A 25921-nucleotide genomic window follows, 5' to 3' on the forward strand; every position below is an offset into this window, starting at 1 on the left:
TGGGTTGGTTTTATCAAGCCAACACGCATGCAACCCCCGGAATCCGTGGCTTGCGGTCAGCCTGTGTTGGGTGTGTTGGGTTCGCGCACGCGTGCGCGCATACGATCTTTATCAAGCACCGAAATCACGGAGGGAAAAAATCTCCATGCGAGCCCTGAAAAACCCAACACACCCAACACACTTCACACAGGTATCTCTAATCCTTTGAATTCATTGAGTTTCGAGTGTGTTGGGTCTGTGTTGGGTTGGCCAAATGTGTGTTGGGTGCTGGATTTGGAGGTAAAACGGTGAACATGGACGCAGGCGGGAGCCCTCAGCGCCAGATGCAGTTGGCCCAGCACATCAAGGAGATGGCCGAGTTGATTGACCAAACCGAGCGGCTGCACCTGGTGGCCGGTCTGATGCAACACTGGGGGGAGCAGCGTAGGCAGCTTGGGCTTGAAGCAAGCATCGGCAGCCAGATGGGTACCATCATGGAATGGAAGGGTTCGGCGCCACGCACCGGTACTTCTGGAGCGCGGATACTGGTAGCAGGGGCAGGCCTGGATCATGCCGCTGCCGAAGTCGATGCGGCGGTGGCTGAATTAGCCCGCCGTGACGAACGAGGAGCAACGCTGGCCAAGCTGGCCGAGCTGAGGTACATGGAGCTGGCCACCATCAGGGTGCAGATGCGGGAGGTAGGACTGGGGGAGCACGCCGACCGTACCTATCGGAACTGGGTGAAGGCGCTACATCTGCAGGTCTTCTCTGTGCTTGCCGCCCGCGCAGGCCGCGTCCGACAACAGACCGTTCGTCGGGTGGGTATGCGACTTGCGTGCAACATGGATGACAGATAGTCACCACATTGCGACGTACCGAAAATAGACCCTTTTCGGTTTTTCCGGTGACCTGTAAAAAGTCCCCACGATATCAAAAGTGCGCTTAGGCGCTTCCCCCACAAGCACTGTGTTGTGCAACCGGCCCCGACCTATCGGTGCATCGAGAACCCTGCCAACCGGCGGGGTTTTCTTTTTCCGGCACTTTGCTTTGCCAACGAGGCTTGAATGAACAGCGAGCAACAAGCGTTAGCCGAACTGCCGATCTGGATGGTGATAGTGCTGTCCCTGGTCGGCGGTGTTTCGGGAGAAATGTGGCGGGCCGACAAGGCGGGCGCTCGCGGGTGGGGGCTGGTTCGCCGGTTGGCACTGCGGTCTGGTGCCTGCGTCACCTGTGGGCTGTCGACCAACATGCTGCTGTATGCGTTGGGTGTTTCGGTGTGGGCGGCTGCAGCGGTTGGATGCCTGACCGCCATGGCCGGCGCCGATGTGGCGATCAATCTCTATGAGCGGTGGGCCGCCAAGCGTTTGGGCCTCGACCAGGCGCCGCCCCAGGCCGGCGAGCCGGGGCAGTGACGCGACCGGCAGCCCCGGTGGTGCCGGGGACCCTGGCAACCTGGCCAGGGTACGGGACTGGGAACCCGCGGTTCTTCGTTAGCGGGAGGTTCACCAGCTTAGTGAACTGCGGTGAACTGGTTAACCCCTTGGATTCATTGGGTGAACTGGACATTTAGCAATGACATACCTGACGAAATCGGAATTCGCCGCCAGGCGCGGATGGTCAAAATCCTATGTTTCCAAGCTGGCCAGCCAGGACCGCCTGGTGCTCACCGAAGGTGGCAAAGTTGATGTCGAGGCGACAGAGACCCTGCTAGCCGAGTCGGCGGACCCTAGCAAAGCGGCCGTCACGGCCCGGCATGAGGAAAACCGAATTGACCGAGATGTCCGCAGCCAACTCGTGCCGGCCAGTGACGCTCCTGCGGTGCAGCCAGCGGTTCAGCAACCAGGCAAGGGGCTGGATTTTCAGAAGGCGAGGGCACACCGCGAGTTCTATCTCGCCCAACTGGCGGAGGCCGAATTCAACAGGGTGCAAGGCAACCTAGTCGAGCGCAAGTGTGTGGAGGATGCAGCCTTTACGGCTGGACGCACACTTCGCGACCTGGTGTTCGGCCTTGCACCCCAGCTCGCTGCAGAGCTGACCGGGATGAACGATTCCTGGGAAATCGAGAAACATCTCACCGGTGCCTTTCGCCAAGTCTTCGAAGACGCGGCGAAGATGAGTGACGCCGATCTTGAACAAGCCATGACACAGAGCTGAGCCTATGCCCACCGGATACGCGGACGGTGTCAAGGTGTACCGCGAAGCGTATGGCCGTGGGCTGAAGCCCGACCCTGAATTGTGGGTGGACGAATGGGCTGACGAGTACATGCGCATCCCGCGTGATACTGGTGCAGCCGAGCCCGGCAAATACCGCACGGCGCGGACGCCATATGCCCGTGAACCTATGCGCTGCCTATCACCAGCGCATCCCTGCAAGCGCGTCATAACCATGGTCGCCTCGCAGCTGATGAAAACTCAGATCGCCTTGAACTGGATTGGGGCGCTGATCCATATGTCTCCCTCGAACATCCTGACGTTACTGCCAAGCCTCGCCCTGGCTAAGCGGGTGTCAGCACGGATCGGGAAGACCATCGCCGCTACGCCAGAGCTGAAAGCGCGAGTGGCGACCTCCCGTTCACGGGATGCACGTAATACCATGGATACCAAGGAGTTCGAAGGCGGCACGCTGTACGCCACCACTGCTGGCTCGGCCTCCAACCTTGCAGAACTGGCCGCACGATTCATCTACGGCGACGAGATCGACCGGTGGGACGTTGACGTCGATGAAGAGGGGGACCCAGTTGACCTGGCTGAAACCCGGGGAAGTACCTTTGGCCGGAATGCCAAGTTCTATTTCTCCAGTTCGCCCACTATCAAAGGTGCATCGCGGATCTCTGACCTGTTTGAGATAAGTGACCAGCGGTACTACTACGTCCCGTGCCCGACCTGCGGTCACATGCAGGTATTGGAGTGGGAGAATCTGCTTTATTCAGCCGATTTCCAGACAGTCCACTACAGGTGTTCATCTGGCGATTGTGATGTGCTGATCGAGGAACACTACAAGGGCGAAATGCTCGCCAAGGGTGAGTGGCGCTCGACCACCCAGGGCGATGGGGAAACGGTTGGTTTCCACCTCAACGCTCTGTATGCCCCGCTCGGTTGGACTTCATGGGCTGATCTGGCCAAGCAGTTCGAGAAGGCCAAGCGTGCCCAGGACCGGGGTGACCTTGAACCTATGCAGGTGTTCTACAACACCCGTCTGGCGAAGGTTTGGGACAGCGCGGTCGAGCAGACCAAAGCTGAGGTGCTGCAGGCGAGGGCGCTGCAAGAGGACTACGTTCTAGGCACCTTGCCAGTTGGGGCACTTGCACTGACCGCCGCCGTTGACGTACAGGCCAACCGCCTGGAACTGATGACAATGGCCTGGGGGGCCGGGATGGAGCGCTGGGTGGTTGATCACCAGGTTATCCCAGGTGATCCGGCTGATGAGCGTACTTGGGAATTACTGGACGAACGTCTAAAGGTCCGGTACCGGCACCCCTGTGGTGTGAGCCTGGGGATCCTGGCCACTGGCATCGACTCCGGCGGTCATCACACGCATGAGGTGTATCAGTTCACCCGCGTGCGGCGCTGGCGCAACGTGTTCGCGCTCAAGGGCGCGAGTAAACCAGGGCGCCCGGTGATCGCTCAGCGGCCCTCTCAGGTGGATGTCACCTGGAAGGGGCAAACGGAGCGTAACGGCGCGGAGTTGTGGATTGTCGGTACCGACACGGCCAAGGACTGGATTTACAACCGTTACAGCTTTGAAAAGGGGCCTGGTGCGCTGCACTTCGCCAAAGACCTGCCGGATGAATTCTTCAAGCAGTGCGTGGCCGAGCGGAAGATCGCCCGCTACGTCAAAGGCTATAAGCGAATCGAGTGGGTAAAAGGCAAGGCCGACCGCAACGAGGCGCTCGACCTGATGGTGTACAACTTGGCCATGGCCAACTTTCTCGGCCTTCATCGCTACGGTGAGCAGGACTGGGACAGGCTGCGGCAGGCGCTCGCTCAGGCCAATTTGTTCGAGCAAGGCGAACCGGAGCCAGCCCGGCCCCAGGCCAGCGAGCCTGATGACGACGTGGACAACGAAGTCCAGTCGCCGGGTTCCGCGCCTGTTCCAGCCGAGCGCAACGATCCCCCACCACCGCCGGCTCCGCGAGCCGCACCCCAATCCATGCAACGCCGCAGCTCCAGCAGCGGCTATCTCAAGAGACGCTGACATGGCATATACAAAGGCCCACCTCGACGCGGTCGAGCGGGCGATTGCGCGTGGTGAAAAGACCGTTCGGTACACCGACCGCACCGTTGAGTACCGCACGGTTGACGAGCTGATCAAGGCTCGTGACCTGATCCGCACTGAGCTAACTGCCGCTGCCGGGCCCCGGTCCCGGGTGATCCGCATTTATCACGGGGGTAAGGGGCTTTGAGCGGACGATACCTATCCCTTGGGCGTTCGGGCATTTTGGTGCCTGAGCGTATCAAGGCCAGCTATGAAGGCGCTGCCGAGGGGCGGCGTTCATCAGGGTGGGATGCGCCGGACACTGGCGCAAACAGCCTGATCATGCCCGCGTTGAGGAACTTGCGGTCCCGCTCGCGCAGTGCGGTACGCAATGATCCCTATGCCGCCAACGTCATTGATAAGCGTGTCAGCAACCTGATCGGCACCGGTATCACACCGCACCCGCGATTGCTGGACAAGACGGTCCGCAAGGCCATGCAGGAATTGTGGGAGGACTGGGTGGATGAAGCTGATGCCGATCAACTTACAGACTTCTACGGCTTGCAGGCACTCGTAGCGCGTACCGTCGAGCAGTCGGGTGAATGCTTCATCCGCCTGCGCCCGCGCAGACCTGAAGATGGCTACGCGGTACCGTTGCAGCTGCAGTGCCTGGCACCAGAATTCATCCCCCATGACAAGTTCGAGCTGACCCGTTCCGGCAATGTGATCCGGGCGGGCATCGAATTCAATGGCATGGGCCGTCGAGTGGCGTACTGGTGCTACCGCAACCACCCCAGCGATAAATCATCGCTCAATGTGGGCTACAACCAACTGGTACGGATTCCGGCAGAGCAGATGCTGCATGTCTTCGAGCCTATGGAACCTGGGCAACTGCGCGGTGTGCCGCGCTTGGCGCCAGTCCTCAAGCGGCTGCGCAGCCTGGACAACTTCGATGATGCGGTGCTGTTCAGGCAGGAAGTGGCCAACCTGTTCGCCGGCTTCGTTCGCAAGCCGGCCCCCGATGGCGCACCTCAACTCGACATGGTCACGGGTGCGCCGGTCAAGCTCGACCGGGATGCCTTCACGCCTATGGTAGGCCTGGAGCCCGGGACGATGCAGGAGCTGCTCCCTGGGGAGCAGGTCGAGTTCTCGGCCCCCCCTGATGCCGGCAACAACTACCCCGACTTCATGCGACAGCAGCTGATGGCTGCAGCCGCCGGCTCGGGACTTCCCTACGAGCTGATGACCGGTGACATGCAGGGCGTGAACGACCGGGCAATCCGCGTGGTGCTGAACGAGTTCCGGCGGCGGCTGGAGCAGCTCCAGTTCCAAGTGTACGTCCACCAGCTGTGTCGCCCAGTACGCAAAGCCTGGTTGGACATGGCCGTGCTCGCCGGGGCATTGGAGCTACCGGACTACTCCCAGCGCCGACGTGAGTATCAGCGTACCCGCTGGGTGCCGCAGGGTTGGGCCTACATCCACCCGGTTCAAGACGTCCAGTCACGCAGTATGGAAATCGCTGCGGGGTTCGCATCGCGCAGCGAAGTTTGCCTGCGCAACGGGACCGACTCAGAGGTGGTGGACGAAGAGAACGCCGCCGACATTGCCCGGGCCAAGGCCTTGGGCCTCAACTACAGCAGCCTGCCGGTCATTGAGGATGATCCTGATGAGCCCGGCCAAAAGGGGAAGACATGAAACCGTTGATGCCGTTTCGCATCTTCAATAAGGCGCCCTCGGTGCCGTCAATCGAAGATCAGCATTGGTACAAGATCACCGCAGCCGTGAAGGAGGAGGGCGCGGATGGGGCTGAGCCCACCCCCATCGAAGTTTATGTTTATGGCGAGATTGGCGGGTGGGGGATTACCGCCAACCAATTTATTCAGGACTTGAAAGCGGTTGACGATGGCGTGTCGCCGGTTGTGGTGGCTTTCAACACCAACGGTGGTGACCTTTTTGAAGGGCTTGCCATCCACAATGCGCTGAGCCGCCTGGGCGAACGCTGTACGGGCCGAGTCGATGCACTGGCGGCAAGCGCTGGCAGCGTAGCGGTATGCGGCGCACATCGGGTGGTGATGGCATCGAACGCAATCCTGATGATCCACAACCCATACACCTGGGCGGGTGGGGATGCAGAGGAATTGCGACGTGTAGCCGATGTGCTCGATCAGGCGTTCGAAGTGATCATCGCAGCCTACAAGGCCAAAGCACCTGATATCGATGAAGCTGAATTGCGCCGTATGGTCAACGATGAAACCTGGCTCACCGCCCAGGAGGCGCTCGAACTCGGGCTGGCTGATGAGGTTGGAAATGGCCTTCAGGTACGGGCCTGCCTTGGCCAAGGCAATGCCATGGCACGGTACCGAAATACTCCCCAGGCGCTACTGGACCAGCTTGCAAGCAGCTTGGAACCACCCACAGACGATCCGGCAACGCCGCTTGAACCCCCAGCGCCAAGTGCCGGTGATGCCACAGCGCTTGCATTGATGATCACCCAAGCCTGTGCGAAAGCGGGGATCAGCAACCTGGTTGAGCCTCTTATTGCCTCGACAAAACTGACTAATCCGAGCGAGGTGCAGGCCGCTTTGAATCGCGCCAAGGATGTACACGGGCTCTGCGTAGCAGCTCGGTTGCCAGAGCTTACCGCTGAGTTCGTGATGGCCGGGCTGGAGCCCGATGCGGTGCGGGCGCGGTTGTTCGAGAAGGTGGTCGGCTCAGGCAAGGGAATCGAGATCGACAACAGCCTCCCCCCGGCCGATGACGAGCCAGAGAAAGTCAGAGCCCAACTACCCAACCCCTCCAGCATTTGGGCTGCCCGCCGGCAGGCCGCCAACAGAGGAGCACGACCATGAGCAGCATCCGACAGGAACCGGTTCACGCCGGGGAATTCCTGCTTTCCGAAGGACCGGGCAAAATTTCCCGCGAAGCAATCAACGTAGCCGCTGGCTCGGCACTGGTGGCCGGCCAGCTGCTCGGTCTGGTCACCGCAACCGGTGAATTCACCGCCTACAACCCAGCTGCGGAAGACGGCAGTGAAAAGGCCGTCTGCATTCTCTATTCATCCTTGGGCGAGTCCGACATTCCCAGGCGCGGCCGCGCAGTGGTTCGCCTTGCCGAGGTGCATGAGGCTCTGCTGACAGGTGTAGACGCGGATGCCGAACAAGCCTTAGCCGCGCACTTCATCATATTGCGCTGATCCTGTTACGTCATTTCTCTCAACCCCGCCTCGAGCGGGGTTCTTACTTTCTGGAGTACCTCATGGCTGACATTGCCATTTTTCAAGACGACGCTTTCAGTGTTGCGGCCCTCACCGCAGCTATTAACGATCAGGAATATCTCCCAGGTCGCCTTGCCGCACTTGGTCTGTTTCAAGAGGAGGGGGTTGCTACCCTGACTGTGCAGATCGAGAAGGACGGTGACACCCTTGCGCTGGTGCCTGCCGGCGAGCGCGGCACTTCCGGCCTGGTAGTCGGGGGCAGCAAACGGACTCTGATCCCGTTCAACACGGTCCACTTGCCACAGCGCTTTGCTATCAAGGCGGACGAGATCCAGGGTATTCGCGCTTTTGGCAGCCTGACCGAGCTGCAGGCTGTGCAGGATGTGGTGAACAAACGCCTGGCCAAAGCAAAGCGTCAGCTGGATGCCACCCACGAGTTCCATCGCATGGGGGCAATTAACGGCAAAGTGCTGGATGCTGACGGTTCCTTGGTGCTGCTGGATATCTTCAAGGTATTTGGTGTGTCCCAGCAGAAGCTGGCGATGGGGCTGAACGATGCGAATGTGAATGTCCAGGTTCAGTGCGTTGAAGCGCTGGACATGCAAGAAGACGCGCTTGGTAACGTTACCACCACGGGCGCCCGTGCCTTCTGTGGCAAAAACTACTGGAAGAAGCTGATTGCCCATCAGTCGGTGGTCGAGACTTACAAGGGCAGCCAGCAGGCCGCTGCGTTGCGTGGTGATGGCCGCGAAACGTTCGACTTCGGTGGCATCAGCTGGGAGCGCTATCGGGGCAAGGTATCGGGTGTTCCGTTTGTGCCTGACGACGAAGCTCGTCTGGTACCAGAAGGTGTCTCAGACCTATTCCTGTCTATCTATGCCCCTGCGGACTACATGGAAACGGTCAACACCGAAGGGCTGCCGTATTACAGCAAGATCGAGGAAATGAAGTTCGGCAAGGGGGTTGAGGGCGAAGCACAGTCCAACCCATTACACATCTGCACCCGCCCGCGTGCTGTCATCCGCCTGACGATCTGATCATGGCTTTCCGTGACCTGGTCGACGACGTGGATGAGGCGATCTTTGACGTGCTGGGCGATCCGGCTGAAATCGATGGTCGTCCGGTTCTCGGGATGTTCTCGGCGCCCTGGTTGCAACCCAAGCTCGGCCAGATCAGAACAGCGCTTCGCGAGCCGCATCTGGTTATCCGCGTTGGCGACAACGCAGGTGTCGAGGTCAAGCAAAGGGTCGTGATCGATCTGCCGGCCGAGGACGGTGGCGGGAAGTACACCATCGCTGGCAGTGAGCCTGGTGGCGATGGACTTGTAACGCTGATCTTGAGGAAAGCGCTATGAGTGTAGGCAGCTATTTCAAGCAGTCATCCAACAGCGGCTTGATAACACTGCAGTTGGATCCCGCAGGGGTTGATGCATTCGAACAGTTCACCCGGCAATTCCCCAAAGCCGCTCACGCAGCCCAGCGAAGGGCAATCAACAAGACACTGCGCTGGCTGCGGACGCATATCGCTCGTGCGGTTGGCCAGCAGCAGCGCATCGCTATTGCGGCAGTGAGGCAACGGCTCAGGGCGTTTCCTGTGTCGGGAAGCGGTCGCGGCAAGTTGTGGTTTGGTATCAATGCCATCGAGGCCAGCCGGGCGGGGCGGCCACGTCAAACACGCACAGGCGTGGCAGTGGCGGGCCGTAAATATGAAGGCGCGTTCTTCAAAACGGTATATGGAGGCAAGCCGGATATTTGGATCCGCACCGCAAGTAAACACTTTGACGCGGATGACTACCCGGATAGCGAGGTATCCGGGCGTGGCGGTCACCGATCAGGATGGATCTCCGAGAACGACAGCCGCTTCCCGGTGGCCAAGGCCAAGATCTCCCTGGCGGAAGTCCGACCACACTTTGAAGAGTGGACCGGGCGCGCTCATCAGCGTTTGGTGATCGTGATAGAGCAGGAGTTGAACTTCGAGTTGCAAAAATACTTACGGAGATCCGGCAATGGTTGATGATCCTATCCCGCTCGCTCAAGTCTACGCGGCCATGGAAGAGCACATCAGGCAGGCCATTCCGGGCCTCCAGTATGTCGGAACCATGCCGAGCGGTATCGAGGTGGTGCCGCCGCCAGCTGTGGTGCTGGAGCTGGCCGGATTTGAGAATGCCGACAAGGATCCCGGTACCGGTGAGGTTGCGGTAGAAGCTCGATTCGAGGCGCGGGTACTTGTTCCGGGAGAGGAAGAGAACTGCCTGCACGTTGCGGCGTTCGTTGCGGCCCAGCTGACTGTTCTGTTGCGCATGCAGTCCTGGGGGCTAGCCGTGGAGTTCGCTGAGTTCGTGCGGGCAGAGCGGGACTGGAGCCGTCCTGAGCTGGACAGCTTCGCCGTATGGGTTGTCGAATGGACGCAGGTTATCTACCTCGGTGAAGAGGAATGGCCCTGGCCCCGAGAGCCCGGCCCGCTGGTCGTTGCGTTCGATCCCGACACCGGCCCAGGCAATGAGCATCACTACGTCGCGCCGGAGGACCTGTGAGTTACGCGACCGCACAGCACGACCGCATGTTGTCGTGCCTGGTGATTCCCTGCCGGGTAGTGGCCGTTGATCTGCAAGCCGCCATGGTGCGTGTATCCGACGGCAGCGGCTGGACCAGCGCCTGGGTCCGCTGGCATGCCCAGGCGGCCGGCAAGGCCCGCCATTGGCGAGCGCCCAGTCTGGACGAGCAGGGCGCGCTTATCAGCCCGAGTGGTGAGCCTGCCCAGGGCACGTTTATTCCAGGGCTCTATGGCAACGCCGGCGCGCAGCCAGACAACCGTGACCACGTCGAGGTGTGGCGTTTCGATGATGGCGGCTCGCTGGTCTACGACTGGAAGGCAAAGAGCTACACCATCACGCTCCCAAGCGGCACAGTCACTGTAAAGGTGGCCAGCAGCGAAGTAGTGGTAACCGATAGCGCGATCACTGCCAAAGCCGGTGCCATCACACTGACAGGCCCTGTGACGATCAACGGGACGTTGAGCGTAACGGGGGACATCTTAGGTGGTGCACGCATCATCGACACTGCCGGCAATACGCCAAACCACAAACACTGACAGCCCGCTTCTGCGGGCTTTTTTACGTCTGGAGTATTCCATGGGGACGAAGAAAGACAGCGCCGCGCCCAGTGCGCCGGCGGACATGATCTATTGCGACAAAGCCTATTCACAGCGCTCGCTGTTCTTGCCCAGCGGCCGCGAGCTGGTGGTGGTGTGTGCCCGCCTGGTGGTGCCGGCCGACGACGACGAGGCGCGCCAGTTTCTCGATGCGCGTGGCGACTTCGAGGCGCTGAGCCAGGAGGGGTAACCCATGATCGGAATGGACCGCCGAACGGGTAAGCCGCTGTCGGGCCTGGCCCATCTGCGGCAGTCCATAGAGGACATTCTAACTACGCCACTGGGCTCCCGGCGCATGCGCCCGGAGTACGGCAGCACCCTGCGCCGTTACGTCGACCTGCCGGTTAACGAGGGCTGGAAAAGCGCCGTACAGGCTGAGGTGGCCCGCGCCCTGGGGCGGTGGGAGCCCCGCCTGCAGATGGAGCGGGTGAAGGTTGTGTCGGTCATCGACGGCAAAGTCACCCTGCAGTTATCCGGCAAGTACCTGGGCGACGACGTGGTACTGGAGGCAAGCGCATGACGATTGACTTAACTGCGCTGCCCGCGCCGGCAGTGCTGGAAACGCTGGACTTCGAAGAGACGTATCAGGGGGAGCTGGCCACCTTCCGGCAGCTGATGGAGCAGGACGGGCAGGAATGGTCGGCGCCGCTGGAAAGCGACCCGGTCACCAAGCTGATCGAGCTGGGCAGCTATCGGCGCTTGCTCAACCGGGCGCGGGTCAATGATGCCGGCAAGGCACTGTTGCTGGCCTATGCCAAGGGCACCGACCTTGACCAACTGGCCGCCAACGTCAACCTGCAGCGCCTGGTCATCCAGGCCGAGGACTTGACTGCGGTACCGCCGGTGCCGGCGGTGATGGAAGAAGATGACGCGCTGCGCGAGCGGGTGCAGCTGGTCTACGAAGGCCTGACCACGGCTGGGCCGCGCAACAGCTACATCCTGCACGCGCGCAACGCCTCGGGCCTGGTGGCAGATGCTACGGCCGAAAGCCCGTCGCCGGCGGTGGTGGTGGTCACTGTGCTGTCGCTGGACGGCACCGGGGCGGCGCCGGCTGAATTGCTCGATACCGTGGCAGCTCAGCTGAACGACGATGACGTGCGGCCGGTGGCGGACCGGGTCACCGTACAGAGCGCGCAGATTCTGCCGTACAAGGTCAATGCCAAGGTCTACATGGTCAGCAATGGCCCTGAGAATGAGGCGATTCTGGCCACCTGCCGCGAGCGCCTGCAGGCCTGGGTCAACCCCCGGCGGCGCCTCGGGGTGGAGGTGGCCAGGTCCGGGGTTGACGCTCAGCTGCACATCAACGGGGTTTCCCGGGTTGAGCTGACTGGGTGGGCAGATATCAAGCCCACCAAGGCGCAGGCGGCCTGGTGCAGTGGAATCAGTGTAGTGCGGGGGACGTGATGACTAGTCTACTCCCCAACAACCGCACGCCCCTGGAGCGCGCTGTAGAGGGTGCCGGGACCGAGTCAACCGAAATCACGCTGCGCACCCTCTACAACCCCGACACCTGCCCGGCCCACCTGCTGTACCAGCTGGCGTGGGCCTGGTCGGTCGACCGCTGGGATGACAACTGGTCAGAGGCGGTCAAGCGCTCGGTTATCAAGTCGTCGTTCTACATCCACAAGCACAAAGGAACCATCGGCGCGCTGCGCCGTGTGGTGGAGCCGTTCGGCTACCTGATTGAGGTGGTCGAGTGGTGGCGGATGGCCCCTGTGGGTGTGCCTGGCACCTTCGCGCTCAAGGTCGGGGTGTCGGACTCGGGTATCAGCGATGACACCTACCGCGAGCTGTCGGCGTTGCTCGATGACGCCCGGCCGGTGAGCCGGCACATGGTCGGCCTGGAAATCAGCCTTGAAACCAAGGGCCGCTGCTACATCGGGGCGAGCCTGAGCGAGGGCGACATTCTGAGCGTGTACCCACCCATACAGCGCGCCATTGAAGTCATCGGCGTGATCGGGCGCGGTGGCCGTGAAACCACAATCGACACATTGGAAATTGGATATGGTTGATAAGAACACCCAGTTCTACGCGATCCTGACGAATGTCGGCGCAGCCAAGCAGGCCAACGCCGACGCCCTGGGCATCGCGTGGAAAATCACGCAAATGGGCGTGGGGGATGCCAAGGGCACCGACCCGACCCCGAACGCGACACAGAAGGCGCTCATTAACGAGTGGCGCCGTGCGCCGCTCAACCAGCTCAAGGTGGACGACAACGACCCGTCGATCATCGTGGCCGAACAGGTCATCCCGGCCGATATCGGCGGCATGTGGATTCGCGAGATCGGTTTGTACGATGAAGACGGCGACCTGGTGGCCGTGGCCAACTGCGCACCGACGTACAAACCGGTGCTGTCGCAGGGCTCGGGCCGCACCCAGGTGCTGCGCATGAGCCTGGTGGTCAGCAGCGCGGCGAACGTGCAGCTCAAGATTGACCCCAGCGTGGTGCTGGCCACCCGTGAGTGGGTTACCGAGGAACTGAGCCGGCAGGACTTCAAGCACTCGGTGCTGGTGGCCACCACGGCAAACATCAGCCTGAGCGGCCAGCAGACTATCGACGGTGTGGCCTTGGCTGCAGGCGCACGCGTGCTGGTCAAGAACCAAGCAGCGGCCAAGGAAAACGGTATCTACACCGTGGTTTCGGGCGCCGCCTGGAAGCGCTCCACCGATGCCGACAGCAGCGCCAAGGTAACCCCAGGCCTGCTGGTACTGGTGGAGTCGGGCACGCTCAACGGTGACAGCGCCTGGCAGCTGGTGACCGATGCCCCGATTGCCCTGGGCGTAACGGCGTTGTCGTTTGAAATGGCCTTTGGCCGCACGGGCGTGAACGCCGGCACGTACAAAAGCGTGCAGGTCGACAAGTACGGCCGGGTGGTTGCCGCGACCAACCCGACCACCGTTGGGGGCTATGGCATCACCGACGTGTACACCAAGTCGGAAACCTACAACCGGAGCGAAATCGCCAAGGCTATTGCCGATTCGGTCACTAGCGCAGTGAATGGCCTGGTGGACTCAGCGCCGGGCGCCTTGGACACACTCAAAGAGCTGGCCACCGCCATCGGCAATGACCCGAACTTCGCCACAACCATGGTCAACGAGCTGGCCAAAAAGGCGCCGCTGCTGTCGCCCAAGTTCTCGGGAACGCCTGAGACGCCAACACCTGCTGCCAGTAGCACCGGGCTGCAGGTCGCAAACATGAGCGCCTTAGCTACAGCCGTGGCCGCGTCCGCACGTCAGTTCAAGACGGCCGTTATCGGTGTGAGCACGAACCTGACGTTGACTGCCGCGCAGATGGGCAACGCTGTGCAGTTCAATACTGGCCCGCTGACACTCGCCTTACCGTCCCTGGCAGATGTGGGCAATGGTGCCTCGGTGATGCTGCGCAATCCATCGGCCACAGCCACGCAGACCGTTGTGGTCGCATCATCTGGCTCTATCGTTGACGGTGGGTCGACAATCGGGCAAATGCCCCTCAAACCCTTTGAATGGGCTGAACTGGCGTCGTCGGGCACGGCCTGGTTCGTTGTAGGGCGTGGCAAGCTCAAAGAAGTGGCCGAACTGGACTCGCCTGTATTCACCGGCACGCCAGAGGTTCCAACCGCGCCTGTTGGATCGACTACCAAGCAGGCCGCCAACATGGTGGCAGTGTTGGCAGCGCTCCAGGCCTTTGGCTTGGGTACGACCATCGGCATCACAATTGCCGATTTCGATGGCGTCACGGAAACGGGCCTTTATCGAGCAGAAGGCAGCGCCAAAAGCTCACCGTTCCCGAATGCATCTATGGCGTTGCTTCATATTCAGTTCAACCAGACAGGATGCTTCCAGCTGGCGGCAAGCTGTAGTTCTAACATTGGCAATGGCCGGCTTTTTTGGCGTACCAAAGCCGGTGGTGCGTGGTCCGATTGGCAGCAAGTGGGGCGCCTTGACTCGCCCGCTTTCACAGGCAGCCCCACCGCTCCAAATCAAGACCCCGCCGATACGTCGAACGCGTTGGCAACCATGGCCAGTACACGAAATATGCTGGCACGTTTCGGTGTGGGCTCTACAGAGGGTGGCAAGGGCTTGCCGGACAACATGGCGGGCCTAGCCTCCATGCCATCGGGCAACTACTACTACCCGTCAGCGATCTCGCCATACCCTGAGTACGCCTTTGTTCAGCGAATGACATATGGCGGTAATCGCGGGTTTGAGATTGGCAACATTCCCTACAAGGACCGGTTTTTTGGGCGGGCCAGTAATCAGGATGGCAGTTGGCGTGACCCGATCGAGCTGGCCCCGCTCGACTCGCCAAGTCTTACGGGTACCCCTCGGGTGCCGACTGCGCCGGCCGGCAGCAACACGACCCAGGCAGCCAGCACGGCCTTTGTGGCCGCGCTTGCAGCATTGAAAGCAGATCTGGCCAGTCCAGCCTTAACCGGCACTCCCACGGCGCCGACGGCACCCAAGGGCACCAAGACGGCGCAGATCGCCAATACCGCGTTTGTGCAAGACGCCATTGCAGCGCTGATAAATGCCTCCCCGGCTGCGCTGGATACACTGAGTGAGCTTGCAACAGCGTTAGGGAATGACCCGAACTTTTCTACAACCATGGTCAACGAGTTGGCCAAAAAGGCCGCGCTGGCCAGCCCAGCCTTTACTGGCAATCCAACCGCACCGACCGCACCTGTTGGAGATAATGACACCAGCCTTGCGAACACTGCGTTTGTTCAGGCGGCAATGGGGCTGTTTGGCATTGGTAGTGCTAACCCTGCCAATGAGGCGGTGAGCGACATTGCCAGCCTGACCAAAGGCGGCTTGTACATGTACGCAGTGAAAACGCCGGGTGCGCCCACTGAGGCAGCCGGCGCGTTGCTGCACCTGCCCCGTGATAGCCGACCAACGCAGATTGCGGCCGACTACGTCGCGAGAAAGCTATTTGTTCGCTACGCAACAGGTACGGGCACATACACCGGCTGGACCACTTTTGCCATGCTGGAGTCGCCCAGCTTTACGGGTGAGGTGTCCGTAAAGGGCGGTAATGTCCTGCGTTACATCAACGATGCGGAGTCATACGGACTTCTCAACCGTGTGGACAACGGCAGCTTTTACATGCTGTTAACTGACAATGGAAACCCAAACGGTAGCTTTAACGCACTGCGGCCGTTCCAGCTGGACTTTGCTACAGGCCTGCTGCGGTTTGCGTGCGGTGCGACTGTGGCCGCGCCGACTGATGACGACAACAGCACGCGTGCGGTCAACAGTGCCTGGGTCAAGAAAAAGGTTGATATGGCTGCCCCGGTCGGCCAGGTCGCTCACTTCGCCCTAAGCAGTCCGCCCAGCGGCTGGCTAAAGCGTAACGGTGCAGCAGTCTCGCGTACGACCTACGCCGCGCTGTTCGCCGTGATTGGTACCCAGTTCGGTGCTGGTGATGGATCAACCACGTTCAACCTGCCGGATGACCGAGAGCTGATTGACCGGGCCTGGACCGATGGCCTTAACGCGGCCGACGCAGGGCGGGCGTTGTTCTCGGCGCAGGCCGGGCAAATCGAGTCGCACGCCCACGGTGGCATCACCAGCACCGCCGGCGCGCACGTTCACAACATGAGCGTTCCTCGCGACCTGGTGAATGGCGACTACGGCGGGTCTGGTGCCATGTCTAAAGACGCTGTACTCGGTGACGAGGTGGAAGAGGGGTATCAAACGCTGACTACCGGCACTGGGGGGGCGCACAACCACACCCTAATCATCAGCGCGACGGGCGGCAACGAAACCCGTATGGCCAACCGGGCCTATCTGGCCTGCATCAAGTATTGAGGGATTTATGAGCGAAGAGGTCACTGAGCTGCAGGAACTGCAGGATTCCACAGAGCTGCCCGAACAACCCGAGCTGCCTTGGTGGCACCTACAGGGGGTTGAGGCGCCCAAGGTGTGCAACGTGCATCGCGGTACCGGTGAGTACCTGGGGGTTTCGGAAGCTGACCCCAGCCCGCTGGAGCCGGATGTGTGGCTATTCCCAGCCTGCAGTTACCAGATCGAGCCGCCAGCGCTGGAAGCTGGGTTTGCCGCACTGATTAACCGTGACGGTAACGGCTGGGAGGTGGTCGCAGACCATCGCGGCGCGACGGTGTACAGCACCGAGACGGGCGAGGCTCGTGAGTGGCATGCCCTGGGGGGCCTGCCCGAGGGCTATACCCTGCAGGAGCCAGAAACGCCATTCGATACCTGGGAGGATGAAAAGTGGGTGCCGGACGAAGCGGCCATCGCTGAGGCGGCGCGCCGTGTGGCCTACCGCAAGCAGCAGCTGGCCAATCAGTACGCCACAGGGCGCATCAGTACCCTGCAGGACGCGGTTGACCTGGACATGGCCAGCCCGGCCGAAACCGACGCGCTCAAAGCGTGGAAGGTGTACCGCATCGAGCTGGGGCGCCTGGATATCACCAGCAGCGCCCCGGCCGATGACGACTGGCCGAGTAGCCCCAACGACGAAGCGCTGGCCACCTGGCTGGCTTCGCTAACCGAATAGACGCCCCGCACTGACGGGGCGTTTTCATTTCCGCAGTACCACAAGCCCCGCACGCGGGGCTTTCTCACATCTGGAGATTGGTTTTATGAGTGGTTTCTTTCACGGCGTTACCGTAACGAACGTCGACACAGGCGCGCGCAGCATTGCCCTGCCGTCGTCCTCGATCATCGGCCTGGTCGACACCTTCACCCCAGGGCCTGGCGCGGCCGGTACCCCGACCGCCAAGGCAAACGACCTGGTGCTTATCACCAGCGAGCGTGAAGCAGTCGCGGCTTTCGGTGCCGACGCGGCAATCACCAAAGCCTGCCGCGCCATCTTTACCCGCGCCAAGGCCGCGATTGTCGCCTGTGGCGTGGCCAAGCTGACCGACCCCGCCGAGCAAACATCGGCCATCATCGGCGGCGTGCTGGCCAACGGCACCCGCACCGGCCTGCAGGCGCTGCGCGATGGTAAAAGCCGCTTCAACGCCCAGCCCCGTTTGCTGGTTGCGCCCAAGCACAGCGCGACCCAGGCCGTAGGCACCGCCCTGGTGGCCCTGGCGGACAAGCTGCGCGGCCTCGCCATCATCGACGGTCCCGGTACCACCGACGAAGCGGCCATCGCTTACGCCGCCGGGTTTGGTGCCAAGCGCGCGTTCATGGTCGACCCCGGCGTGCAGTATTGGGACACCACCAAAAACGCCACCGTCGACGCCCCGGGTTCGGCCTGGGTGGCTGGCCTGTTCGCCTGGACCGACAGCGAATATGGCTTCTGGGCCTCGCCGTCGAACAAAGAGTTGGTCGGCATCACCGGTACCACCCGGCCTATCGAGTTCCTCGACGGTGACGAGACGTGCCGGGCCAACCTGCTCAACAACGCGAAGATCGCGACCATCATTCGCGACGACGGTTACCGCCTGTGGGGTAACCGCACCTTGTCGAGCGATCCGAAATGGGCCTTTGTCACCCGCGTGCGAACGCTCGATATCGTCATGGACGCCATTCAGGCAGGGCACAAATGGGCGGTAGACCGCTCGATCACGGCCACTTACGTCAAGGACGTAACCGAGGGCCTGCAGAACTTCATGCGCGACCTGAAAGCCCAGGGCGCAATCATCAACTTTGAAGTGTACGCCGACCCTGAGCTGAACACGGCCAGCCAGCTGGGGCAGGGCAAGGTGTATTGGAACATCCGCCTTACCGATGTGCCGCCTGCCGAAAACCCCAATTTCCGCGTTGAAGTCACTGACCAGTGGCTGACCGAAGTCCTCGACACCGCCGCTTAAGGAGCGCACCACCATGGCAATGATTCCCGAAACCCTGGCCAACCTGAACCTGTTCGTGGACGGCATCAGCTTCCAGGGCGATGTGCCCAGCCTGACGCTGCCCAAGCTCACGCTCAAGATGGAAGAGCACCGCCCCGGCGGTATGGATATGCCCGTTGAGCTGGACATGGGCATGGAGAAGCAAGAAGCGAACTTCACCACCACCGGCGTGCGCCGCGAGGCGCTGAAATTCTTTGGCCTGGCTGACGGTACCGCTTTCAACGGCACGTTCCGTGGCGCCTTCAAGGGCCTGAAAGGCGCGATAAAGCCGGTGGCTGTGACGCTGCGCGGCTCGCTCAAAGAAATCGACATGGGCGATTGGAAGGCCGGCGACAAGGCCGAAATCAAGCACGCCGTAGCGCTGACTTACTACAAGCTCGAAGTAGACGGCCGCACCGTGTACGAAATCGACGCCCTGGGCATGCGCCGCGTCATCGACGGCGTCGACCAACTGGCCGCGCAACGCCAGGCCCTGGGCCTGTAACCCCTCATAACTTCAAGGAAACCACAATCATGACCAAGCCACTGCCCAAATACCTGGCCCTGACCGACGCCGGCATTACCGTGCGCCTGAGCTGTCCCACTGAAATGAACGGTGTACAAACCGATTCTATCCACCTGCGTGCACCGACTGTGCGTGACGTTCGTGCGGCGTCGACCACGGCCGCCGGCGACGAAGAGCAAGCCGAATTGAACCTGTTTGCCAGCCTGGCGGAAGTCGGCTCCAAGGATTTGGAAGGGCTGGCACTCAAGGACTACACCCGTCTGCAGACGGGTTACTTTCGTCTGGTGCAAGACGACGAGGTTTAACCCCTCGGTGCAAAAGGGGCTGGCCAAGCGGCTGGCCACTGAGCTGGGTTTTTCTTCAGCTGAAATCATGACCATGCCGTGGTCCGACATGGTCTGGTGGCTCACGGACTGAGCCGCTAAGGGGGTTACCGATGGCAAGCAAACTGGCGCTATCGCTGGTGATTGGCGGCGCCGTCGCGTCGTCGGTCGGGGCCGCTTTCCGCACGGTTGAAAGCGGCATCGACAAGCTCAAGAAAAAGGGCGACAAGGCCAAGGTGCTGCAGAGCACCATTGGCGAAACCATGAAGCTGCAGGCGGAGTGGAAGAAAGCCCACGACACCGGCGCGGCCAGTGCTGACAAGCTGCTGCGAAAGCTCAATGGCAACCTTGATGCCCTGCGTAAGCAAGGCGTGGAGGTGGGCCGCCTGGGGCGGGAGTATCAACGCCTGGGCCGGGATGCCAAAGCCGCCGACCTGCAGGTGAAGGGGCACGAGCGAATCGCCGCCGGCCGGGCTTCGCTCAAGTCCACGGTAGGTGCTGCAGCGGTGGGCATTGGCCTGACGGCCGTACCCACCAAAATCAGCGCGGACTATCAGGCGATCATTCGCGACATTGCGATCAAGGCGGACGCTGCCAACAAGCCCGAAGAGGTGCAGCTGAGCCGGTCCGTTATCCAGACCTCGAACGCTACCGGGATGGGCCGCAATGACGTGGCCGACCTGATTAACCAACTGGTCGGTGCCGGCATGGAGCTGGACAAGGCCATGGCCTACTCCAAGACGGCGGCGGCGTTCGCGGTCGGGCAGGGGGCTTCTGGCGTCGACACAGCCAGCATGATTATGGCGCTGCAGCAGAACGCCAAGATCACCGACCCGAAGGTCATGCAGCAGGCCCTGGAGGCCATCGCCTATCAGGGCCAGGCGGGGAGCTTCGAAGCCAGCGACATGGCCAAGTGGTTCCCGCAGCTGCTGGCCGGCATGGAAAAGAACGGCATCACAGGCCTTGACGCTGTGTCGTCGCTGGGCTCGATGCTGCAGGTGCAGATGAAGACTGCCGGCAGCTCGGACGAAGCGGCCAACAACTTCAAGAACTGGATGGAGAAGATCGGCGCCGGCGACGTGGTCAAGGCGTACAAAGATGCCGGCATCGACTATCAGGCCTCGCTGAACACCGGCCTGCAGAAGGGCATGAACGTCATTGAGGCGTCCATGGGCCTGGCCATGCAGTACGTGGAGGCGACCGACCCGGCCAAGGCCAAAAAGATCAAGGATGCGCAATCCAAGATCGATAAGCAGGCCGACCCGGAAAAGGCCAAAGCGGCGCTGGAAGCCCTGGAAAAGACCCTGCGTACCGGCGACTTGTTTGCCGATATGCAGGTTAAGGCGGCGCTGACCGCTTATGGTCAGAACCGTGGGCTCTACAACGAGCTGAAAGCCGATTCCATGAAGGCAACCGGCATCCTCGACAAGAACCTGGCGGAGCGGCGCGAAACGTCGGCACAGCGTTGGTCTGAGCTTGTGCAGTCCACTGATGACGCCATGCGCAGCATCGGGGATGCCATCCGGCCGGCGACCGATGCGTTTGCTACCGGCGCAACAACCGTTGCCCGCTGGATTACCAAGCTGTCGGACCATGCGCCCCAGTTGGCCATGGGGCTGACAGGCCTGGCTGCGGCCGTGGGTGCGGTCATGGCGGCCCGTAGCGCGGCCAAGATCGGCCGCGGTGCATTCAACGTGGCCCTGGGGCGAGCATGGGGCTACAGGCGCCCAGGCAAGGAATCTGGCCAGCCGGGCGAGGCTGCAGCCCCGAAGGCCCGTAACCGGGTGGTGGATGCGGGCCTGGGTGCCTTGGGCAAGGTGCTGGGAGTGCCGGCCAGCAATGACCCTGGCCAGGCGCCCAGCAACGAGCCGCAGCGCGTGTTTGTGGTCAATGCTGATGCCTTTGGCAGGTACGGGCCTGGCGCGCCTAATACAGGCCCTGGAGGGCCGAAGCGAGCACGCCGCGTGCGCCGGCGCCGGCCGGTCGCTCAGCTGGGTGCCGCGCGCAGTCCGCTCAGTGCTCCACCCAAGCCCGTGCCGGCGGCAGTCAAGGCGCCAGTACGGCTGACACCTGTGGTTGCGCCGGCAGCGAAAGTGGCGGCGCCGGTACCGGCTGCAGCAAAGGCGCCGGTTAGGCTGACCCCTGTGGTTACGCCGGCGGCGAAAGTGACGGCACCGGTACCGGCGGCAGCTGCAGCACCGGCGCCGATGCCCCGGCGTCCACAACCGGCCCTGCCAGCGGTGGATGTATCGGCACTGGCCCCAAGGGCGCCTGTTGCCCCTGAGCTGAGCCGCTTCGGGCAGATGGTGCATGGCGTTCGCGGTATGACCCGAGCGGCCGGCAGGTTGCCCGGTGGCCAGCTCGCTGATGCTATCCCCGGGGTGCTGGATATCGCGCTGAATGCGCAAACCCGGGACGAAAAGGCCGAGGGGTATGGCGGCCTGGCGGGCGGCATGGCGGGGGCCTGGGCGGGTGGTGCCGCCGGCGCTGCCATCGGCTCGGTGGTGCCAATCATTGGTACCGCCATCGGGGGTGCCATTGGCATGGCCCTGGGCGGGCTTGGTGGCGATGCCCTGGGCGGTTGGCTGGGCCGTACTTGGTTCGGTGAGGACAAGCCGCAGCAGGAGCAGGCGCAGGCTGATGGCCAGGCCGGCGCGGAATCGCAACCCGCTGCGCCTGCAGCACCTGCAGCACCCGTGGCGGTTATGCCAGCGCCGGTGATCGAGGCGCCCAAGCCCCTGCAGCCGACCCTGCAGCCCCCAGTGGTGCTGCAGCCTGAGCCGGTGACGAAGGCGCAGGCCCCGGTGGCCACTGTGCCGGCGCCCATCGCCAAGCCGCCGGCGCCGGTTGCCCAGGGTGTGACGCCGCCGTCGGCGCCGGTGACGGTACAACCGCCGGTCGTTACCGTAACGGCGCCTGGCTCGCAGCAGCCGGTGCCCGTGGTGAAGGTTGAGGCGGGTTCGCCCACGGGCCTGGCCAGGCCCAAGCAGGAGCCGGTACCGGCCGCTCAGGACACGCCCAAACCAGCAGATCGGGAGCGCCCCGGGTTCGCGCGCGGGCTGCGCCGTCATGCGGTGGAGCGTGCCGACTCTATGGGCGACGTGGTGCGTTCGCTGGTTGAGGTGACTGCGCCCAGTGCTGCAGCGCCGGCGCCGGAACCGCCCAAGCCGGCCGAACGCACCAAGGCCGAGCCACCCAAGGTTGAACAGACCTTTTCAATCGCACTGAGCATGCCGGTCACCATTCAAGGGGATGTGAAAGACCCCTATCAGGTTGTGGCCGGTCTAGAAACACCGCTGCGCGGCTTGTTTGACCGCCTGCAGCGTGAGTTCGCGGGTACCCGGTTCAGTGCCCAGCTCTACGACGAGGCGCATGTCTAAGGGGGTGCCATGGCTTACATGGACTTGATGAAATCAACGCTATCGTCCCTGGTGGCGGCCGGCGAGGCCGGCCGTACCAGTATCGATGGCATGCTGGGACCGCTTAATGGCGCCGTCAGTGACATGACCGGCGCCGCATCGGAGCTGGAAAGCCTGCCGATCATCGGGCCGGCGGTAGGGGCCAAGCTGCAACGCACCATGCGCGCGATCAACGCGGCGCAGTCCACCGTGGGCATGGTCGCGTCGAAGTACAGCCAGGTCACCACCGCCGCCACCCAGGTGCGCGACCGCCTGGGCTCACTGGGCGAGCAGGCCAGCAAGGCGGGGTCGGCTATCAACCGCATGGCCGGCAAGCTCAGCCCGTCCTTGGCGGGCATTGTGCCGAGCAGTGCGTTTGCTCCAAGCGCTACACCTGCAGCAGCAGCGGTAACGCCGTTCCCCCACCTGCTGACCCTGCAGCCACTCAAGGCAGGGTCACAGCCCTTTTACTTCAACCTCAACACTGCAGCGTTTGACGAGCTGCAGCGCCGTACCGCGTACCGCTGGGCCGCTCAGGAGCGTTTGACACGCGACATGGCCCAGCAGGCCGTGGGGCCTGGCGAAGACACGCTGACGATCAAAGGGGCCGTTTTCCCGTTGTTCCGAGGCGGTATCAGCCAGCTGGATACGCTGCGCACCATCGGCCGCCTGTTGCTGCCCGTGAGCCTGACCACCGGCTACGGCGCCGTGCTGGGCAACTGGTGCCTGCGCAAGGTCGAAGAGGATCAATCGGCATTGCTTGCCGGCGGTATCCCGCGCAAACAAGCCTTTACCCTGGAGTTCACCAAGTATGGCGACGACCTGCAGAACGTCTGACGGGGACGTGCTCGATACGCTGTGCCAGGCCTACTACGGCCATTTGATGGGCGCCGTGGAGGCGGTCATGGAAGCCAACCAAGGCCTTGCCGAGGAACCGCAGCCGTTCCGCGCCGGCGTGCTGATTCACTTCCCCGATCTGCCTGCAGCTGAGGCTGAGGCCGAGCACGTCACCCTGTGGGACTGACCCCGCGTTACGCGTAACGAACCCCGCCCTGTGCGGGGTTTTTACTTTCTGGAGCCACCATGAAACCCACGTTCCGCATCGTCGCTGACGGCTGGGATATCACCCTGCTGATTAACGACCGCCTGCTGTTGCTGCGCACCCTGGACAAACCCGGGATGGACTCTGACGAATTCGAACTGCGCATTGATGACCGCGACCAAGCCGTCACGCTGCCCAAGCGCGGCGCCTTGATCGAGGCCTTTTTGGGCTATGAGGGCAAGCCGCTTGCGCGCCTGGGCAGTTACCGGGTGGATGAAATCGAGGTGACTGGCCCGCCGGACACCATCACCCTGCGCGGCAAGGCCAGCGACATGCGCGGTAGCGGCAAAACCACCCGTAGTGGCAGCTGGGAGAACGTGCCGCTCGCGCAGATCGTCAGTGACCTGGCTGCGCGCAACGGGTGGAAACCTGGCTGCACCGTGCAGACCAAGGTGGCCCGCGTCGACCAGCGCAACGAGTCCGATTTTAACTTCATCACCCGCCTGGCCAGGCAGTACGACTGCACGGCCAAGGTGGGTGACGGGCAACTGCTGGTCATGCCGCGACAGGGTGGCAGCACCCCCGGGGGCAAGGCCTTTGGTGCCGTCACCATCCAGCGCAGTGATGTGAACCGCTACAGCTTCCGCCTGGGCGACCGCACCACGCAGAAGGCCGTGAAGACGCAGTACCAGGACAAGAAAACCGGCGCGCTCAAGGTCGTGGAGCTGGGCAACGACGAAGCGCCCGAAGGCCTGCCCGCCGTGCACACCGACCGCCATATCTACCCCGACAAGGGCGCTGCCGAGCAGGCGGCCAAAGCCCGCTTGGCTGCGTTCAACCGCAGCACCGCCGGCGTGCGCCTGGAAATGCTCGGGCGCACCGACCTGTTTGCCGAACGCTCGATCAACGCCCAGGGCTTCAAAAACGGGCTCGACGGCGAGTACTTGGTGGACAGCGTGGAGCAGGTGTTTATGCCCTCGGGCTGGTCGACCACGGTCGAGTGCAACGGCGGCAAGCAGGGCAAGGCGAAAGCCAAGGGCAAGAAAAAGAAGCAGACCAAACCACTGCGCATCGTGGACGTGTCTGCGGCGTAACCCATCACTCTTTGGAGACAAGCGATGCCAATCAACGAAAAGCAGTTGTTACAGATCCTCCCGAACGCCGGTCGCAAAGCCGGCGTTTTTGTTCCCGGCCTCAACGCCACCATGGGTAAGTACGCCATCGTTACGCGACTGCGCATGGCTGCGTTCCTGGCTCAGATCGGCCATGAGTCGGGCCAGCTGCAGTACGTCCGCGAACTCGGTAATGACAAGTACCTGTCCAAGTACGACACCGGTCGCTTGGCCCAGCGGCTTGGTAACACGCCTGAGGCGGATGGGGATGGCCAGCTCTATCGCGGCCGAGGGCTGATTCAAGTGACTGGCCGCTCCAACTATGAAGCCTGCAGCGAAGCCCTGTTCGGAGATAGTCGGCTGCTGAACACGCCAGAGCTGCTTGAGCACCCGGTCTACGCATCCATGTCGGCAGGCTGGTTCTGGCAGAAAGAGGGCTTGAACAGCCTGGCCGACAAGGGTGACCTCCTGGCCATCACCAAGCGCATCAATGGCGGTACCAATGGCCTGGAGGATCGAAAGGCCATCTACGTGCGAGCGCTTGAGGTGCTGCAGTGAACGGGTGGGTCTCCCGCCTATTGGCTGTCGCGGCGCTGCTGCTCGCCTGTGCGGTTGGCGCCCGAGCAGCTTGGGTTTGGCAGGCTAACGCATACAACGCGCAGCTCGCTGATCAGGCCGACGACTACGGCAAGCAGCTGGCAGAGAAGGATCGCATCAACGGCCTAGAGCGGGAGAGGGCGGCGTCTGCCGCGCTCGATCATCTAGCTGCACAGCAGCAAGCCCGTAGCGCCCTGGAGGCTCGCCTGCAGGCCCAGGCACAAAACCACTGGAAGGAGATGGAAGATGCGCAACAAACTCAAGCTCGCCTGCGTGACCGGCTTGCTACCACTGATCTGCGGCTGTCAGTCCTCGTCGACTCAGGAGCCGTTGCCCGCTCGAGTTGTAGCGGTGGGGTGCGAGAAACCGCCGGCACCGGAGGCGTGGTACCTAGCGCCGTACGCGCCCAACTTGACCGAGCGCATGCTCAACGAATTATCGCCATCACCGATGAAGGCGACCGCGGACTGATCGCCTTGCAGGCCTGTCAGGCCTACGTCCGCGAAATCACCAAGCAGTAAAAGAGGCGAGCCGGGAAGGATGCGTCAACATCCAGCCCGGCCCACCGAACCCGCAGACCCTTCCTGCAAGTCCAGCCGTG

General features: G+C 62.3%; 28 protein-coding genes. All 28 read left to right on the forward strand.

Going from position 1 to position 25921, the window contains the following annotated elements:
* The first annotated feature begins 293 nt into the window (after window positions 1-293).
* The 28 genes from PPA02S_RS05275 (at window position 294) to PPA02S_RS05415 (ending at window position 25841) form a co-directional block, all read left to right on the forward strand.
* Window positions 294-836, forward strand: a complete 543-nt coding sequence (locus PPA02S_RS05275) for a hypothetical protein (RefSeq protein ID WP_428829800.1) — start codon at window positions 294-296, stop codon at window positions 834-836.
* Between the two features lie 207 nt (window positions 837-1043).
* Window positions 1044-1391: a phage holin family protein gene (locus PPA02S_RS05280; protein ID WP_028632512.1), complete on the forward strand. Its 348-nt coding sequence runs from the start codon at window positions 1044-1046 to the stop codon at window positions 1389-1391.
* Window positions 1392-1551: 160 nt separating this feature from the next.
* Window positions 1552-2133, forward strand: a complete 582-nt coding sequence (locus tag PPA02S_RS05285) for a hypothetical protein (protein WP_028632513.1) — start codon at window positions 1552-1554, stop codon at window positions 2131-2133.
* A gap of 4 nt (window positions 2134-2137) precedes the next feature.
* A complete protein-coding gene (locus tag PPA02S_RS05290; protein WP_028632514.1) occupies window positions 2138-4174 on the forward strand; it encodes a phage terminase large subunit family protein in 2037 nt (678 codons plus the stop codon).
* Window position 4175: 1 nt separating this feature from the next.
* On the forward strand, window positions 4176-4382 hold the full coding sequence (locus tag PPA02S_RS05295) for a phage head-tail joining protein (RefSeq protein ID WP_028632515.1): 207 nt from the start codon (window positions 4176-4178) through the stop codon (window positions 4380-4382).
* A complete protein-coding gene (locus PPA02S_RS05300) occupies window positions 4379-5869 on the forward strand; it encodes a phage portal protein (RefSeq protein WP_028632516.1) in 1491 nt (496 codons plus the stop codon). Before PPA02S_RS05295 ends, PPA02S_RS05300 begins: the two co-directional genes overlap by 4 nt.
* Entirely contained in the window at window positions 5866-7023 is a 1158-nt protein-coding gene (locus PPA02S_RS05305; RefSeq protein WP_028632517.1) for a head maturation protease, ClpP-related, read from the forward strand. The genes PPA02S_RS05300 and PPA02S_RS05305 overlap by 4 nt, the downstream gene beginning before the upstream one ends.
* On the forward strand, window positions 7020-7367 hold the full coding sequence (locus PPA02S_RS05310; protein WP_028632518.1) for a head decoration protein: 348 nt from the start codon (window positions 7020-7022) through the stop codon (window positions 7365-7367). Before PPA02S_RS05305 ends, PPA02S_RS05310 begins: the two co-directional genes overlap by 4 nt.
* Window positions 7368-7429: 62 nt before the next feature.
* Entirely contained in the window at window positions 7430-8425 is a 996-nt protein-coding gene (locus PPA02S_RS05315) for a major capsid protein (RefSeq protein WP_028632519.1), read from the forward strand.
* Between the two features lie 2 nt (window positions 8426-8427).
* The gene (locus PPA02S_RS05320; protein WP_028632520.1) at window positions 8428-8742 is read left to right on the forward strand and encodes a head-tail joining protein; all 315 of its coding nucleotides are present in this window, start codon (window positions 8428-8430) and stop codon (window positions 8740-8742) included.
* Entirely contained in the window at window positions 8739-9401 is a 663-nt protein-coding gene (locus tag PPA02S_RS05325) for a hypothetical protein (protein ID WP_028632521.1), read from the forward strand. The genes PPA02S_RS05320 and PPA02S_RS05325 overlap by 4 nt, the downstream gene beginning before the upstream one ends.
* Window positions 9394-9921 (forward strand): hypothetical protein, encoded by a 528-nt coding sequence (locus PPA02S_RS05330; protein WP_028632522.1) that lies wholly within the window; start codon window positions 9394-9396, stop codon window positions 9919-9921. Before PPA02S_RS05325 ends, PPA02S_RS05330 begins: the two co-directional genes overlap by 8 nt.
* On the forward strand, window positions 9918-10478 hold the full coding sequence (locus PPA02S_RS05335; protein WP_028632523.1) for a phage baseplate assembly protein V: 561 nt from the start codon (window positions 9918-9920) through the stop codon (window positions 10476-10478). Before PPA02S_RS05330 ends, PPA02S_RS05335 begins: the two co-directional genes overlap by 4 nt.
* Before the next feature lie 40 nt (window positions 10479-10518).
* Window positions 10519-10728, forward strand: a complete 210-nt coding sequence (locus tag PPA02S_RS05340; protein ID WP_033727929.1) for a hypothetical protein — start codon at window positions 10519-10521, stop codon at window positions 10726-10728.
* Window positions 10729-10731: 3 nt separating this feature from the next.
* Window positions 10732-11058: a GPW/gp25 family protein gene (locus PPA02S_RS05345; protein ID WP_028632524.1), complete on the forward strand. Its 327-nt coding sequence runs from the start codon at window positions 10732-10734 to the stop codon at window positions 11056-11058.
* Window positions 11055-11942, forward strand: coding sequence for a baseplate assembly protein (locus PPA02S_RS05350; RefSeq protein WP_028632525.1), 888 nt, complete (start codon window positions 11055-11057; stop codon window positions 11940-11942). Before PPA02S_RS05345 ends, PPA02S_RS05350 begins: the two co-directional genes overlap by 4 nt.
* Entirely contained in the window at window positions 11942-12550 is a 609-nt protein-coding gene (locus tag PPA02S_RS05355; RefSeq protein WP_028632526.1) for a phage tail protein I, read from the forward strand. The genes PPA02S_RS05350 and PPA02S_RS05355 overlap by 1 nt, the downstream gene beginning before the upstream one ends.
* Window positions 12543-16331, forward strand: coding sequence for a phage tail-collar fiber domain-containing protein (locus tag PPA02S_RS23235; RefSeq protein ID WP_050577085.1), 3789 nt, complete (start codon window positions 12543-12545; stop codon window positions 16329-16331). The genes PPA02S_RS05355 and PPA02S_RS23235 overlap by 8 nt, the downstream gene beginning before the upstream one ends.
* 7 nt (window positions 16332-16338) lie before the next feature.
* Window positions 16339-17040 carry a tail fiber assembly protein gene (locus tag PPA02S_RS05370; protein WP_050577086.1) on the forward strand — a complete coding sequence of 234 codons (702 nt, stop codon included), beginning with the start codon at window positions 16339-16341 and terminating at the stop codon, window positions 17038-17040.
* 85 nt (window positions 17041-17125) lie between these two features.
* A complete protein-coding gene (locus PPA02S_RS05375; RefSeq protein WP_028632527.1) occupies window positions 17126-18304 on the forward strand; it encodes a phage tail sheath subtilisin-like domain-containing protein in 1179 nt (392 codons plus the stop codon).
* Between the two features lie 13 nt (window positions 18305-18317).
* The gene (locus PPA02S_RS05380) at window positions 18318-18827 is read left to right on the forward strand and encodes a phage major tail tube protein (RefSeq protein WP_028632528.1); all 510 of its coding nucleotides are present in this window, start codon (window positions 18318-18320) and stop codon (window positions 18825-18827) included.
* A 29-nt stretch (window positions 18828-18856) separates the two neighbouring features.
* A complete protein-coding gene (locus tag PPA02S_RS05385; RefSeq protein ID WP_028632529.1) occupies window positions 18857-19153 on the forward strand; it encodes a phage tail assembly protein in 297 nt (98 codons plus the stop codon).
* Window positions 19154-19284: 131 nt separating this feature from the next.
* Entirely contained in the window at window positions 19285-22551 is a 3267-nt protein-coding gene (locus PPA02S_RS05390; protein WP_028632530.1) for a phage tail tape measure protein, read from the forward strand.
* Window positions 22552-22560: 9 nt separating this feature from the next.
* Complete coding sequence (locus PPA02S_RS05395; protein WP_028632531.1) at window positions 22561-23406, forward strand: phage tail protein; 846 nt, start codon at window positions 22561-22563, stop codon at window positions 23404-23406.
* Window positions 23381-23593 carry a tail protein X gene (locus PPA02S_RS05400; RefSeq protein WP_028632532.1) on the forward strand — a complete coding sequence of 71 codons (213 nt, stop codon included), beginning with the start codon at window positions 23381-23383 and terminating at the stop codon, window positions 23591-23593. The genes PPA02S_RS05395 and PPA02S_RS05400 overlap by 26 nt, the downstream gene beginning before the upstream one ends.
* 59 nt (window positions 23594-23652) lie before the next feature.
* Window positions 23653-24705 (forward strand): phage late control D family protein, encoded by a 1053-nt coding sequence (locus PPA02S_RS05405; RefSeq protein WP_028632533.1) that lies wholly within the window; start codon window positions 23653-23655, stop codon window positions 24703-24705.
* Window positions 24706-24729: 24 nt separating this feature from the next.
* Complete coding sequence (locus PPA02S_RS05410) at window positions 24730-25281, forward strand: glycoside hydrolase family 19 protein (RefSeq protein WP_028632534.1); 552 nt, start codon at window positions 24730-24732, stop codon at window positions 25279-25281.
* Window positions 25278-25841: a lysis system spanin subunit gene (locus PPA02S_RS05415; RefSeq protein ID WP_028632535.1), complete on the forward strand. Its 564-nt coding sequence runs from the start codon at window positions 25278-25280 to the stop codon at window positions 25839-25841. The genes PPA02S_RS05410 and PPA02S_RS05415 overlap by 4 nt, the downstream gene beginning before the upstream one ends.
* Window positions 25842-25921 lie beyond the last annotated feature (80 nt).

The sequence above is a fragment of the Pseudomonas parafulva NBRC 16636 = DSM 17004 genome (genome assembly GCF_000730645.1).
GTDB classification, from domain to species: domain Bacteria; phylum Pseudomonadota; class Gammaproteobacteria; order Pseudomonadales; family Pseudomonadaceae; genus Aquipseudomonas; species Aquipseudomonas parafulva.